Origin of the sequence: Mesorhizobium sp. ES1-3 (assembly GCF_020164795.1) — a bacterium.
In the GTDB taxonomy this organism is placed as follows: domain Bacteria; phylum Pseudomonadota; class Alphaproteobacteria; order Rhizobiales; family Rhizobiaceae; genus Mesorhizobium.
On the sequence record NZ_JAIUGW010000005.1, the window covers coordinates 139,862 to 154,106 of the forward strand.

Sequence of the window (14,245 nt, forward strand, 5' to 3'; positions counted from 1 at the left end):
CTTACGACATCGTGTCGAGCTTGCGCTGCATGGCCGCGATCTGATCCTTCAGCTGTTGCAGATCGTCCGGCTTTTCCGGCGTTTCCTTCCTGGCCGGCTCGGCGGGAGCCGCGGCAGGCGCCGACGAGCCCGGGGGCGGAAAAGGCGTGAACAGCCGCATTGCGTTCTGGAACATTTCCATGTTGCGGCGCGTCTGTTCTTCCAGCGCCTTGATCGGCGTCGCCATCTTCATCACGTCGAGCGGCGACTTGCCGATGGCGCCCTTCATCTGTTCGCGGAACCGCTCTTGTTCCTTGGAGAAGGCGATCATCGACTGTTCGAGGAAGCTGGGCACGATCATCTGCATCTGGTCGCCGTAGAAGGCGATCAACTGGCGCAGGAACGGGATAGGCAGCATGTTCTGCCCGTCCTTGTTCTCCAGCTCGAAAATGATCTGGGTCAGCACGGGATGCGTGATGTCATCACCGGTCTTGGCGTCCTGGACCGTGAATTCCTCGCCCTTCTTGACCATCTCGGCCAGATCCTCGAGCGTCACATAGGTGCTCGTCCCCGTATTATAGAGGCGGCGGTTGGCGTATTTCTTGATAATGATCGGGTCGTCTTTTGCGGCCATCTGCATCCTCCCCGGACACCGGCACGCCTGAGTAAGCAGCCGGTAACGATTGCGCCCTTTTTGAGGATATGCGCAAAAGCCTCATAATTCCAAGCAGTTTGTGCAGTGCGGGATCATATAATGCTGCATGGCAGGCTAAATATGCTGCGCAGCACCGGCCAGACCGCCGGCGCCACGAGGTGAGGTCTGCTTGCGGCGCATCGGCGCCATGCCGATTTCCGGTTTGACTTGGGGTTGGGAAAGGGCAAGAAAAGTCCTCAACGGCACAACAACACCCTTGAAGTCTGGAGAAGAAAATGTCCGCTTCCATCGTCATTGCCAGCGCCGCGCGCACGGCCGTAGGCTCCTTCAACGGCGCCTTCGCCGCCACGCCCGCGCATGAACTCGGCGCCGTCGTCGTCAAGGAACTTTTGACGCGTGCCGGTGTCGAGGCGGCCGAGGTCGACGAGGTCATCCTCGGCCAGGTGCTGACCGCGGCGCAAGGCCAGAACCCGGCCCGCCAGGCCTCGATCCTGGCCGGCCTGCCCAAGGAGACCACCGCCTGGGGCCTTAACCAGGTTTGCGGCTCCGGCCTGCGCGCCATCGCGCTCGGCATGCAGCAGATCGCCACCGGCGACGCCAAGGTGATCATCGCCGGCGGCCAGGAATCGATGTCGCTGTCGCCGCACGCCGAGCACCTGCGCGCCGGCGTCAAGATGGGCGACTACAAGATGATCGACACCATGATCAAGGACGGGTTGTGGGACGCCTTCAATGGCTACCACATGGGCAACACCGCCGAGAACGTCGCCCGCCAGTTCCAGATCACCCGCGACGACCAGGACCAGTTCGCGCTGGCCTCGCAGAACAAGGCCGAGGCCGCGCAAAAGGCCGGCAAGTTCAAGGACGAGATCGTCGCCTTCACCATCAAGGGCAAGAAGGGCGACACCATTGTCGACCAGGACGAGTACATCCGCCACGGCGCCACGATCGATGCCATGACCAAGCTGAAGCCGGCCTTCGACAAGGACGGCACGGTGACCGCGGCCAACGCCTCCGGCATCAATGACGGTGCTGCCGGTGCGCTGCTGATGAGTGAAGCGGAAGCCGCCAGGCGCGGCATCACCCCGCTGGCGCGGATCGCGTCCTGGGCAACCGCCGGCGTCGATCCGGCGATCATGGGCACCGGACCCATTCCCGCCTCGCGCAAGGCATTGGAAAAGGCCGGCTGGTCGGCAGGGGATCTCGACCTTGTCGAGGCCAACGAGGCGTTCGCCGCACAGGCCTGCGCCGTCAACAAGGACATGGGCTGGGATCCCTCGATCGTCAACGTCAATGGCGGCGCCATCGCCATCGGCCACCCGATCGGCGCCTCGGGCGCCCGCATCTTCAACACGCTGGTCTTCGAGATGCGCCGACGCGGCGCCAAGAAGGGTCTCGCCACCCTATGCATCGGCGGCGGCATGGGCGTCGCCATGTGTGTGGAGGCTCTCTGATAGATTTTGGACGGGCGGCGCAAGCCGCCCGGTTCATATGTAGTGCCTGTAGCAAATCCAGTGCCTGCCAAGCCCGACAACAGGGCGATTTCAAAAGGGGAAATGCATGACCAAGGTTGCAATCGTCACGGGTGGATCGCGCGGTATCGGCGCGGCGATCTCGACCGCTTTGAAGACTGCCGGCTATTCGGTTGCCGCGAATTATGCCGGCAACGACGACGCGGCGGCGAAGTTCAAGGCCGAAACCGGCATTCCGGTCTACAAATGGTCGGTCGCCGACTATGACGCTTGCGCCGCCGGCATCAAGCAGATCGAGGCCGACCTCGGCCCGGTGTCCGTGCTGGTCAACAATGCCGGCATCACCCGCGACGCCATGTTCCACAAGTTGACGCGCGACCAGTGGAAAGAGGTCATCGACACAAATCTGTCCGGTGTCTTCAACATGACGCATCCGCTGTGGAGCGGCATGCGCGACCGCAAGTTCGGCCGCGTCATCACCATCTCCTCGATCAACGGCCAGAAGGGCCAGGCCGGCCAGGTCAACTACTCCGCCGCCAAGGCCGGCGACATCGGCTTCTCGAAGGCGCTCGCCCAGGAAGGCGCGCGCGCCGGCATCACCGTCAACGTCATCTGCCCCGGCTACATCGCCACCGAGATGGTCAAGGCGATCGACGAGAAGGTGCTCAACGAACGCATCATCCCGCAAATCCCGGTCGGCCGCCTGGGCGAACCGGAAGAGATCGCGCGCTGCGTTGTCTTCCTGGCTTCCGAAGACGCCGGCTTCATCACCGGCTCGACCCTCACCGCCAATGGTGGCCAGTACTTCATCTGAGTCCTCTTCTCACCGCAGCCAACGGCTGGGGGATCGACGCGTGCTCGCAACAAGCGGACCGGGAAACCGGTCCGCTTTCAAACGACGCTTGATCCTTGGAAGGCTTCGCTGTGGCGCGATGCTCCAATCCGGCACGCAAAGGTTAATGACGGCAGCCGCGTCTGTGCGAAACCCTGTGGTCAAGCCTGTGGATTCTCGGTGGATAAGCTGTTCACAACACAAGATATTGGGGGAACAAAAGGAGAAAATACCGCTGGCGCTGGTTTGTCGCCGATTCGTTCCGGCTTTGAGCGCAATGTTAACATTAATGGCCGCGATTGCCTGCAATTCCTTAACGCAGAGTTCAGAAAGATTAATAATTTCATAATGTTGAGCGAAGTGGCGCGAGCCTCCTGCATGGTTTACCGGCAAACATTAACGGCAAGATCCACCAAGCATAAAACGGGCCAGTTCGGTGATTCAGCATGTGGTGAGACTCGTGGTCACAAAATCCATATCTAGCCGTGAACAAAAGCTGAATCTGACGGAGTCACCGATTCGTCGCTGATTCGTTCCAGACTCGTTCCAACTGTTAAGCTGGGGCTGATTTGCGGGTCGACGCAGGCGTCCTTAACACCCGGCCGGAACATTCCGCTTTCGCTTCGCGCCCGAAATCCCTATGTGTCGGCTGTCATACGCGCCGTCCAGGCACGCTCCCGACAACGAGAGGCCAGAAAGCCTTATTTCCGAGCCGATGAACATTCAGCAGAAACACACCGAGCCGCTGATCCTGTCAGGCCGCGACGTGACCGCCGTGCTTGGCCCGACCAACACGGGCAAGACCCATCTCGCCATCGAGCGCATGGTGGCGCACGAAACCGGCGTCATCGGCCTGCCGCTGAGGCTGCTGGCCCGCGAGGTCTACACGCGCGTCTGCGAGAAGGTCGGCGCCCACAAGGTGGCGCTCATCACCGGCGAGGAGAAGATCCAGCCGCCGGGCGCCAGATATTCGGTCTGCACCGTCGAAGCCATGCCGCGCGAGACCGACGCCGCCTTCGTCGCCATCGACGAGGTGCAGCTGGCCGGCGACCTCGAGCGCGGCCATATCTTCACCGACCGCATCCTGCATCTGCGCGGCCGCCAGGAAACGCTGCTGCTCGGCGCGGCCACCATGCACGGCATTCTCCAGCGGCTGCTGAAGGGCGTCTCGGTGGTGACGCGGCCGCGGCTGTCGCATCTGGCCTATGCCGGCTCCAAGAAACTGACCCGCCTGCCAAGGCGTACCGCGATCGTCGCCTTCTCCGCCGACGAGGTCTACGCAATCGCCGAGCTGATCCGCCGCCAGCAGGGCGGTGCGGCCGTCGTGCTCGGGGCGCTGTCGCCCCGTACCCGCAATGCCCAGGTGGCGCTGTTCCAGTCGGGCGATGTCGACTACCTCATTGCCACCGACGCGATCGGCATGGGCCTCAACCTCGATCTCGATCATGTCGCCTTTGCCCAGAACCGCAAATTCGACGGCTACCAGTACCGCAATCTGACGGCGGCCGAACTCGGCCAGATCGCCGGCCGCGCCGGCCGGCACCTGCGCGACGGCACGTTTGGCGTCACCGGTCAGGTCGACCCACTCGACGAGGATCTGGTCCAGAAGATCGAGGGCCATGAATTCGACCCGGTGAAGGTGCTGCAATGGCGCACCGCGCAATTCGATTTCGCCAGCCTCGATGCGCTGAAGCGATCGATCGAAACCAACGCCCCGGTCGAGGGCCTGACACGCGCGCTGCCGGCCGTCGATGCACAAGCGCTCGAACATCTCTCCCGCGACGAAGACATCCGCGCGCTCGCGACCAATGCCAAGCGCGTGGCGCTGCTGTGGGAAGCCTGCGCGCTGCCGGACTACCGCAAGATTGCGCCCGCCCAGCATGCCGACCTGATCGCCTCGATCTACATGGACCTCGCCCGGCATGGCCATGTCGACGAGAATTACATGGCCGAGCAGGTGCGCCGTGCCGACACCACCGAGGGCGACATCGATACGCTGTCGCACCGCATCGCCCAGATCCGCACCTGGACATTCGTGTCGAACCGGCCCGGCTGGCTGGCCGATCAGGCACACTGGCGGGAAAAGACGCGTGAAATCGAAGACAGATTGTCGGATGCGTTGCATGAGCGGTTGACGAAACGCTTCGTAGACCGCAGGACTTCCGTCCTCATGCGGCGCCTTAGAGAAAATACCATGCCCGAAGCCGAAATCAGTCCTACCGGAACCGTCCTTGTCGAAGGCCATCATGTCGGCGAGTTGCAAGGGTTCCGCTTCACCGCCGACCAGACCGCCGGCGGCGAAGACGCCAAGGCCGTGCGCACGGCCGCGCAAAAGGCGCTGGCAGCCGAATTCGAGGCCCGTGCGGAGCGCTTCGGCGCCTGCGCCAATGGCGACCTCGCGCTCGGCTCGGACGGCACCCTGCGCTGGATCGGCGCACCGATCGGCACGCTGGTTTCGGGCGAGGACGCGCTGAAGCCGCGGCTGGTGCTGCTGGCCGACGAACAACTCACCGGCCCGGCCCGCGACAAGGTCGCCGCGCGCGCCGAGCGTTTCGTCAATTTCCAGATCGAATCCCTGCTCAAGCCGCTGGTCGACTTGAAGAATGCGGAGCAGATTTCCGGTATCGGCCGCGGCATCGCCTTCCAGCTCGTGGAGAATTTCGGCCTCATCAATCGCCGCGACATCGCCGAGGAGATGAAGTCGCTCGACCAGGAAGGTCGGGCGGCACTTCGCCGGCTCGGCGTGCGCTTCGGTGCCTATCACGTCTTCGTGCCGGCGCTGATCAAGCCGGCACCCGCCGGACTGGTGACCTTGCTTTGGGCGCTGAAGAACGACGGCAAGGACAAGCCGGGCTTCGGCGACGTCGTCCATGCGCTGGCGTCGGGACGCACCTCTGTTGTCATCGATCCGGCCTTCGACAAGGCGTTCTACAAGCTTGCCGGCTACCGCAATCTCGGCCGCCGCGCCGTGCGCATCGATATTCTCGAGCGGCTGGCCGACCTGATCCGCCCGGCGACCAACTGGAAGCCCGGCCTCGGCCAGCGGCCGGACGGCGCCTATGACGGCCAGTCCTTCATGGTGACGCCGCCGATGATGTCGATCCTCGGCGCCACCGCCGACGACATGGAAGAGATCCTCAAGGGTCTCGGTTATCGCGCCGAGCCGAAACCGGTGGCGGAAGTCAAGGCACGGCTGGAAGCGCAGGACACTGCCGCGCGGGAAGCCGCCGCTGCCAAGCAGGCAGCCGAAGAGGTAGCCCGCGCGGAACAGGCCAAGGCGGCGGAAGAGGCGGCAGTGGAAGCCGCAGTAACGGAAGCCGGCGCTGTAGATGCGGCCGCGGAGGCAACGGTCGAGGGTTCGGCAACGGCAGCCGCCGAGGCCGCCATCGAAGCCCCAGCCGAGGTCATCGCGGAAACGGCAGCAGAGCCTGTCGCACAAGAGCAGTCGGAAGCCACGACTGAGGTTGCGGATGAAGAGGCGCCTTTAGCCGAAGCCGCTGTTGAACCCGCCGAGCCGGCCCCGGTTGAACCGCAGGCCGAACCTGAAGCTGCCGAGGTCGACGCCACGCCCACGGAGGAAGCCGCAGCGGCGGAGCCGATCGTCGAAGCCTCCGCGCCGACGGATGCCGCCGAACCGGCTGCAGTGGCGGAAGCCACCAGCGAACCTGCGCCGGAAGCCGAAGCGCCAAAACCGATCCTGTTGTGGCGCCAAGGTCGCTTTGACCAGCGCCCGCGCCATCGCGATGGCCGCAACAACCGCCCGCAAGCCGGACAGGCGCGCGGCCGAAGCAACGCGCCTGCCGATGCCGGCGACGGACCGGCAACAGGCACGCCCGCGGACCGTCCCGCTCATGAAGGGCGCCGCGACGGCGCCGGCAAACCGCGCTTCGACCGCTCGAAGTTCAAGCCGAGGCCGCAAGGCGAAGGCGCCGAGCGCCGCGACGGCCGCCCGCAAGGCGATCGTCCCGACCGCCGCGAAGGTCGGCCTGACTGGAAGGGCGGCAGCCCGGAAGGCAAGGGTGCCGATCGTGGCAAGGGGGGCGGAAAGCCCGCCTTCCAGCCCAAGCCGCGCGAGGAGCGTCCGGTGCGCTTCGATCCGGATTCACCCTTCGCCAAGCTCGCCGCTTTGCGCGACCAATTAAAGAAGTAGGCTCGCGTCGATGGTTGCGGAAGGCCGCCAGCGCATCGACAAATGGCTGTTCTTCACGCGCGCGGTGAAATCGCGCTCACTGGCGGCCAAACTGGTAGTCGCCGGTCGCGTGCGCATCAATCGCGACAAAGCAGCGCAGGCTTCCGATCTGGTCAAGCCAGGCGACGTGCTGACCATCACGCTCGACCGGCGTATCTTCGTCTGGAAGGTGCTCGGCGCTGGTGTGCGGCGCGGCCCTGCCGAGGAAGCTCGCACTCTTTATGAAGACATGTCGCCGCCGCCCGCAGCCAAGGCCGACGCACTTCCCGATGCTATCCCGGCGCTGCGCGAGGCAGGCAGCGGCCGCCCGACCAAGAAAGAGCGCCGCCAGACCGACCGATTGCTCGACGAAGATTGAGCCTTGCCGACCAGACGCGGGGGTGTGTTTTCCCAGGGCAAACGACAAACAAAAAGCAGAACCGGGACCGGCAAACGGGACGGCCTGTGGGCATGTCGGGCCCTCGCGGCACCGCCCACCTGGAATTCCATTCCCAAACCCTGGCGCCACTGGGAATAGCCACCCTTGCAAGCGGCCGACAAAGGCGTTACCTCACAAAAAAGCCAACAAAAACGGGACATCCCGGAGCCGACCGATGACCTATGTCGTGACCGACAACTGCATCAAATGCAAATATATGGACTGCATCGAGGTCTGTCCGGTCGACTGTTTCTACGAAGGCGAGAACATGCTCGTCATCCATCCCGACGAGTGCATCGACTGCGGCGTCTGCGAGCCGGAATGCCCGGCCGACGCGATCAAGCCCGACACCGAGTCCGGCCTCGACAAATGGCTGCAGATCAACACCGAATATGCCGAGAAATGGCCCAACATCACCGCCAAGAAGGAGCCGCCGGCCGACGCCAAGACCTTCGACGGCGAGACCGGCAAGTTCGAGAAATACTTCTCCGCCGAGCCCGGCGAAGGCGATTGACAACACCGCTGTAAAGGCTTGTATGACGCAGCGTAACAGGCACGTCGGATTAACCGCCTTGACAGGCGGCGATCGGTTGTGGCCTTCGCTTACGCAGCAAAACCTTGATTCTTCCGACTTTTTGTGTTACATCAGCGAAACATGCCGGTGACACAACGTCGATTTATGGCGCAGACGCCCCAAATCACTGAAAGGTGAAAATCCCATTCCGGACCAGAGCGATCTGGGCCAGGCGGTCGCAGTTCGTGCGGTTTGCCGGTCCCGGCCTTTCCGGTGGGTTCATCTGTTGTGCGGCTAATGATCGGTGACACCGATCACGTGAGTTCAGCCGGCACCGCCGCCGGCACACAACAAGGAGTTCAGGGCGTAATGGCAACGATAACCCCGCAGAAGAAGTCCACAGCCGCGCGTCACGGTTTCAAGACCGGCGAGTACATCGTCTATCCGGCGCATGGCGTCGGCCAGATCGTCTCGATCGACGAGCAGGAAGTGGCCGGTCACAAGCTGGAACTGTTCGTCATCGACTTCCAGAAGGACAAGATGCGCCTGAAGGTGCCGGTCGCCAAGGCGACCTCGATCGGCATGCGCAAGCTGTCGGAGGAGGATTATGTCGAGCGTGCGCTGAAGGTCGTGCAGGGTCGCGCCCGCGTCAAGCGCACCATGTGGTCGCGTCGTGCCCAGGAATATGATGCCAAGATCAATTCGGGCGACCTGATCTCGATCTCGGAAGTCGTGCGCGACCTCTACCGCGCCGACAACCAGCCGGAGCAGTCCTATTCCGAACGCCAGCTCTACGAGGCGGCGCTCGACCGCATGGCTCGCGAGATCGCGGCCGTAAACCGCATGTCGGAAACCGAAGCCGTGCGCCTGATCGAGGTCAACCTCAACAAGGGCCCCAAGCGTGGCGCCAAGGCCGACAACGAGGAAGCCGAGCAGGAAGAAGCTGCCTGAGCTTTTCGCCTTCGAGTTGAGTTAACGAAACCCGGCCTCGCGCCGGGTTTTTTGTCTTTGGGATTGCTGCGGATACCGCGCTTATGCGCCACCGCCCTTCTCCGCCGCCTCCTGCTTCAGCGTGGCGATGAACCGCTTGGTCCGTTCGCGCTCCGGATTGCCGAACAGCGTGGCGGACGGTCCCTGCTCGACCACGACGCCGGCGTCGAGGAACACCGCTTCCTGGGCGATCTTGGAGGCGAGGCGCAAATCATGCGTCGCAATCACCATGGTCGTGCCTTCGCTGGCGAGTTGGCCAAGCACGTCGACAACTTCCTGCGCCAGTTCGGGGTCGAGCGCCGAGGTCGGCTCGTCGCACAGCAGCACTTTCGGCGACGGGGCGAGAGCCCGCGCGATCGCCACGCGCTGCTGCTGGCCACCTGACAGCGTCGCCGGCCAGGCGTCGGCCTTGTGCGCCATGCCGACCTTCTCCAGCAGCGCGGCCGCCCGCTCATGTGCCTGCTGGGGCGACCATTTGAGCACCGTAACCAAGCCTTCCATGACATTCTCGATGGCGGAGCGATGCGGAAACAGCTGAAAATTCTGGAACACCATGCCGGTCTGCAGGCGCAGGCGCCTTATGTCCGCCGCCGGCACCTTGCCACCCGGGCGGAACTCGAGCGTCTCGTCGCCGATCCGCACCGTGCCCGAGGTCGGGATCTCCAAGAGGTTGATGCAGCGCAGCAGCGTGCTTTTTCCCCCGCCCGAAGGACCGACCAGCGCGGTGACGCTGCCCTCGGCGATGGCGACCGTCACCCCCTTCAGCACAAGATTGTCGCCAAAGCGTTTTTCGATGTTGGCGAGGCCGATCATGAGCGTGCCTCCAGGAAGCCGCCATAGCGGTTGAGCCGCTCCTCCAGCCGCGTCTGCAAGGCCGACAGCACCGAACTCATCGCCAGATAGAGGATCGCCGCCTCGACATAGAGGATGAGTGGCTCATAGGTGGTGGCGACAATGCGCTGCGCCGCCTGGAACATCTCCGGCACGGTGATGGCGGCGGCCAGCGACGTGTCCTTGACCAGCGAGATGAAGGTGTTGGAGAGCGGCGGCACCGCCACCCGGCCGGCTTGCGGCAGGATGGTGCGCCGCATCGCCTGGCTCCAGGTCATGCCGATCGAATAGGCGGCCTCCCACTGGCCTTTCGGCACCGAGCCGATCGCCGCGCGGATGATTTCCGACGTGTAGGCGCCGATGTTGAGCGTGAAGCCGATCAGCGCCGCGGTAAAGGCATCGAGCAGGATGCCGACCGACGGCAGGCCATAGAAGATCAGGAACAGCTGCACTAGGAGAGGCGTGCCGCGGAAGATCCAGACATAGAAGCGCACGAGCGCCACAAGCGGCTTCGGCCCGAACAGCCGGCCGAGCGCCGCGCCCAGCCCCACCGTCAGGCCGAGCACGAAGGAAAGCAGCGTCAGCGGCACGGTGAAGATCAACGCTGCCCACAGCAGCGAGGGCAGCGACTCCAGCATCAGTTGCAGCCAGTGCGGCACGAAATACCTCCGGAATGGACGGGCAGCGTCATCGAAGCGCGAATGCGTCAGCCATATCACGACAAAAGCGGCGAGCCGTCAAAGACGGCTCGCCGCTGGATGGGCTGCAGGGCGGCTACCCGCCCCGCTTTATGATTACTTCGAGACGTCCTGGCCGAAATAGGTGTCGGCGATCTTCTGGTAGGTGCCGTCGGCCTTGATGTCGGCAAGGGCCTTGTTGATGGCCGCGACCAGCTCCGGATCGCCCTTGCGCACGATGACGCCGGAGTAATCGGCATTCTCTTCCTGGGCGGCGATCTTCACATTGGCGTCGGGCTTGTGCTTCTTGAAGTCGAGGAACGACAGGCTGTCATTGATGGTGGCGTCGGCGCGGCCGGTCAAAAGCAGCTGGATCGACTGGTCGAAGCCATCCGTGCCGACCAGTTCGGCGCCATTCGATTCGGCCAGCTTGCCGAAATTGGAGGTCAGCGACTGCGCCGCCTTCTTGCCCTTGAGATCTGCGAAGGTCTTGATGTCGGTGTTGTCGCCGCGCACGATCAGCACCGCCTTGGAGGCGATGTAGGGATCGGAGAAAGCGTACTTGGCCTTGCGGGCATCGGTGATGCCGACTTCGTTGATGACGGCATCATATCGCTTGACGTCGAGGCCGGCGATCAGGCCGTCCCACTTGCCCTCGAGGAACTCCGCCTTGACGCCGAGCTTTTCGGCGATCGCCTTGGCGATTTCGACGTCGAAGCCGACGAGCGCTCCGGATGCATCATGATAGGTGAAGGGAGCGTAAGTGCCTTCCGTGCCGACCTTGATGACGCCAGCCTGCTTGATCTGGTCGAGATTGGCGCCGGCATGGCCCGATGTGACCGCCAGGGCCTGCAGCGTTCCGGCGATAATGAGCGACTTGAGCCATTTCATTTTTCTGTGATCCCGTCCTTGGCCTGATGTCAGGCATGTTGTGAGGGCTGGAAAATGACAGATGCGGATCGAAAAAATAAGGAACGAAATTTCAAAAAGGCTCAGTTCTGAAAATCAAATACTCCAAAAGAAATTTCTTTGCAGCATCGGAAGTCCGGGCAGCCGTGCCGAAATTGCCCGGACGTCATCGCTCGCTTGCCTGCTCCAGCGGAACCTTTCCCGCGCATGGCAGTTTTGGCTGTTCTAGGGCACGACGCCGTCATTTCAAGCCGGTTCTTGCCAGTTTGTCATTCGCACGCCTGAGCCAAGGAGCGCCTTATGATGGAAGACACGGCAGGTCGGGTCATGGTCCGCGCGGCAATGAGGGCGCCTTACCTTGAGCGCGACGAGGAGCATCGGCTTGCACTGCTCTGGAAACAGGACAACGATCAGAATGCGTTGCACAGCATCACCGTTGCCCATATGCGGCTGGTCATTTCCATGGCCTCGAAATTCCGTCACTACGGCCTGCCTCTCGGCGACCTGATCCAGGAAGGCCATGTCGGTCTGCTCGAGGCCGCCGCTCGCTTCGAGCCCGAGCGCGAGGTGCGGTTTTCGACCTACGCGACGTGGTGGATTCGCGCTTCGATGCAGGACTACATCCTGCGCAACTGGTCGATCGTGCGCGGCGGCACCAGTTCGGCGCAAAAGGCCCTGTTTTTCAATCTGAGGCGGTTGCGCGCCCGTCTCGCGAACGGCGCCGAACCACTCTCCAACACAACCCTCTACCGCGAGGTGTCGGTTGCGCTCGGCGTTTCCGAAGCTGATGTGGCGTTGATGGATTCGCGCCTGTCGGCGCCCGATTCCTCGCTCAACGTGCCGCTTGCCGACGATGCGGGTGCGACCGAGCGGATGGACTTCCTGGTCTCGGACGATCCCTTGCCCGACGAGATTGTCGGCGACAAGATCGATATCGCGCGCCGCGCGCTCTGGCTGAAGGAGGCGCTTCAAGCGCTCAACGCCCGCGAACTCCGCATCATCGAGGAACGCCGGCTTACCGACGAGGGCGCCACGCTCGAGGCACTCGGCGAGACGCTCGGCATTTCCAAGGAACGCGTCCGCCAGATCGAAGCCCGCGCCCTGGAAAAGCTCAAGGTCGCGCTGGTGAAGCAGAACCCGGAATTCATGGCGACTGCCGCCTGATCTCGCGCAACGGCGCTTACTTGTCGGTGACGATCTTGACCTTGTCGCCGGCCGAAACCGCGGCCCCCGGCGACAGCGCGTTGAGCACGCGGAACAGGTCGAGCTTGCGGTCGACGCCCACCATCTGCGCGGCAAGCGAACCCATGGTCTGTCCTGGCTGCACCGTAAGCACACGGATATGCAGTGGCTTCAGGGCCGCTTTTTCGGCGGGACTGAGGATGTGGAAAGAGCCACTGACCGAGCGCGCCACCGTTTCCAGCGACGCGCTGGCCGAGGGGGCCGCGGTCAGCAGTCGGTAGACCTGGCCGCCGGCACGGATCACCGCGATGTCGAACTGCCAGCCTTCGGCGCCGGCATGCGCGGTCGCGGCCTCATTGCCGTTGATGGTTTCCTGCTTGACGGTGCTGTCGTCGAGGCCGGCCACCCAGCCGCTTCTGATATAGTCGGTCAAGGCGCGGTTCTTGTCGATCGAAACGCCGTCGAAGCGGATCGCTATGTCGCCCGGACCCGTTGCCGTCACCGCTGCCGCCGAATTGTCGATGATGAAACCGTCCGGCACCGTGAACGACACGCCGAGACCCGGATGCAGGAAGGTTTCGCCGCGCACATAGCCCTCTTCCGGCGTGTCGCCATAAAGCAGGCCGTCTATGCCGGCGAGGAAGGAATCGCGATCGCGCGTGCCGAAACCGGGCGCGCCGAATTGGCGGGCGTGGCGCTGTGCCAGATCGATGCGTTGCGGCGTGCTGGGATGCGTGGCCAGGAAGTCGAGGCTGGCGTCCGTGGCACCGCTGATCGAACGGAAATCGGTGTAGGCCGACATCGACTGCAGGAAGCGGCCGGCGGCATAGGGATCGTAGCCGGCTTCGCCGATCGACTTGATGCCAATGGCGTCAGCCTCCAGTTCCTGGTTGCGCGAGAACTGCGCCAGCCTGAGCTTGCCGCGGATCAGTGCTGCCTTGGCGGTCGGGCTGTCGCCGAGCACATCGGAAACGACCTTGGTCGCAAGGCCTTCCTCGGCCTCCAGCTGCTGGCGTTGCAGGCCGTGATTGGCGGTGACGTGTCCCATTTCATGCGCGATGACGGCGGCGAGCTCGGACGAATCATTGGCCAGCGCCAACAGGCCGCGCGTGATGTAGAGATAGCCGCCCGGCAGCGCGAAAGCGTTGACGTTGGGCGAATTGAGGATGGTGATGCGATAGGTCTGGGTCGGGTTAGCCGACACCACGGTCAGATTGCCGACCACCTTGGCGACCATGCGCTCGAGCTTGGGATCGGCATACTCGCCACCATAGGTCGCCAGGATACGCGGATGCTGCGCCTTGGCGAGTTCGGCAAGCTTGTTGTTGGCGGCGACATTGTCCACCGTGATCGGCTTGTCGGATGGCTGGAAGCCGGATTCCTGGACTTCCGGAGGCGTAAACATCTGGCAGCTTGCCAGCGCCACGGCAAAGCCGGCGAGCGCGAGAAAGCGCGCCAGCGGATTCATTCGTAGCCTGTCAGCGCCGATCGCCAGAATGGCTTCCTTTCAGGTCCTTGCGCATGGCCAACGGACCGTGTCATGCGCAAAACAAACTGCTACAGCGTCGGTCGCGCGCTCGGGGCGGGCAGCAGATGC

General features: G+C 63.5%; 13 protein-coding genes. 8 read left to right on the plus strand and 5 right to left on the minus strand.

Annotated elements, in window-relative coordinates:
- Position 1 precedes the first annotated feature (1 nt).
- Positions 2–613: a polyhydroxyalkanoate synthesis repressor PhaR gene (gene phaR / locus LB536_RS09960; RefSeq protein ID WP_140754682.1), complete on the minus strand. Its 612-nt coding sequence runs from the start codon at positions 611–613 to the stop codon at positions 2–4.
- A 296-nt stretch (positions 614–909) separates the two neighbouring features.
- Here phaR and LB536_RS09965 point away from each other — a divergent pair, with 296 nt between their 5' ends.
- From LB536_RS09965 to LB536_RS09995, 7 genes are all read left to right on the plus strand, one after another.
- Entirely contained in the window at positions 910–2,088 is a 1,179-nt protein-coding gene (locus tag LB536_RS09965; RefSeq protein ID WP_140754684.1) for an acetyl-CoA C-acetyltransferase, read from the plus strand.
- A gap of 106 nt (positions 2,089–2,194) precedes the next feature.
- Positions 2,195–2,920, plus strand: a complete 726-nt coding sequence (gene phbB, locus LB536_RS09970; protein WP_140754686.1) for an acetoacetyl-CoA reductase — start codon at positions 2,195–2,197, stop codon at positions 2,918–2,920.
- A 198-nt stretch (positions 2,921–3,118) separates the two neighbouring features.
- Positions 3,119–3,421: a hypothetical protein gene (locus LB536_RS09975; RefSeq protein ID WP_224591466.1), complete on the plus strand. Its 303-nt coding sequence runs from the start codon at positions 3,119–3,121 to the stop codon at positions 3,419–3,421.
- A gap of 232 nt (positions 3,422–3,653) precedes the next feature.
- A complete protein-coding gene (locus LB536_RS09980) occupies positions 3,654–7,088 on the plus strand; it encodes a helicase-related protein (RefSeq protein WP_224591468.1) in 3,435 nt (1,144 codons plus the stop codon).
- A gap of 10 nt (positions 7,089–7,098) precedes the next feature.
- Positions 7,099–7,485 (plus strand): RNA-binding S4 domain-containing protein, encoded by a 387-nt coding sequence (locus LB536_RS09985; protein WP_224591472.1) that lies wholly within the window; start codon positions 7,099–7,101, stop codon positions 7,483–7,485.
- 235 nt (positions 7,486–7,720) lie between these two features.
- Entirely contained in the window at positions 7,721–8,059 is a 339-nt protein-coding gene (fdxA, locus tag LB536_RS09990; RefSeq protein WP_140735514.1) for a ferredoxin FdxA, read from the plus strand.
- A gap of 369 nt (positions 8,060–8,428) precedes the next feature.
- Complete coding sequence (locus tag LB536_RS09995; RefSeq protein ID WP_006327799.1) at positions 8,429–9,010, plus strand: CarD family transcriptional regulator; 582 nt, start codon at positions 8,429–8,431, stop codon at positions 9,008–9,010.
- Between the two features lie 81 nt (positions 9,011–9,091).
- Here the strand turns inward: LB536_RS09995 and LB536_RS10000 are convergent, their stop codons facing one another.
- The 3 genes from LB536_RS10000 to LB536_RS10010 all read right to left on the minus strand — a co-directional run bounded on the left by LB536_RS10000 (position 9,092) and on the right by LB536_RS10010 (position 11,448).
- Positions 9,092–9,862: an amino acid ABC transporter ATP-binding protein gene (locus LB536_RS10000; protein WP_224591475.1), complete on the minus strand. Its 771-nt coding sequence runs from the start codon at positions 9,860–9,862 to the stop codon at positions 9,092–9,094.
- Complete coding sequence (locus tag LB536_RS10005) at positions 9,859–10,539, minus strand: amino acid ABC transporter permease (protein WP_013892562.1); 681 nt, start codon at positions 10,537–10,539, stop codon at positions 9,859–9,861. Before LB536_RS10005 ends, LB536_RS10000 begins: the two co-directional genes overlap by 4 nt.
- A 135-nt stretch (positions 10,540–10,674) precedes the next feature.
- A complete protein-coding gene (locus tag LB536_RS10010) occupies positions 10,675–11,448 on the minus strand; it encodes an amino acid ABC transporter substrate-binding protein (protein ID WP_140754697.1) in 774 nt (257 codons plus the stop codon).
- 318 nt (positions 11,449–11,766) lie between these two features.
- Between LB536_RS10010 and LB536_RS10015 the strand changes: the two genes are divergently transcribed.
- The gene (locus LB536_RS10015) at positions 11,767–12,630 is read left to right on the plus strand and encodes an RNA polymerase factor sigma-32 (protein WP_140754699.1); all 864 of its coding nucleotides are present in this window, start codon (positions 11,767–11,769) and stop codon (positions 12,628–12,630) included.
- Between the two features lie 16 nt (positions 12,631–12,646).
- Here the strand turns inward: LB536_RS10015 and LB536_RS10020 are convergent, their stop codons facing one another.
- Positions 12,647–14,116 carry a M48 family metalloprotease gene (locus LB536_RS10020; protein WP_224591477.1) on the minus strand — a complete coding sequence of 490 codons (1,470 nt, stop codon included), beginning with the start codon at positions 14,114–14,116 and terminating at the stop codon, positions 12,647–12,649.
- Positions 14,117–14,245: the final 129 nt, after the last annotated feature.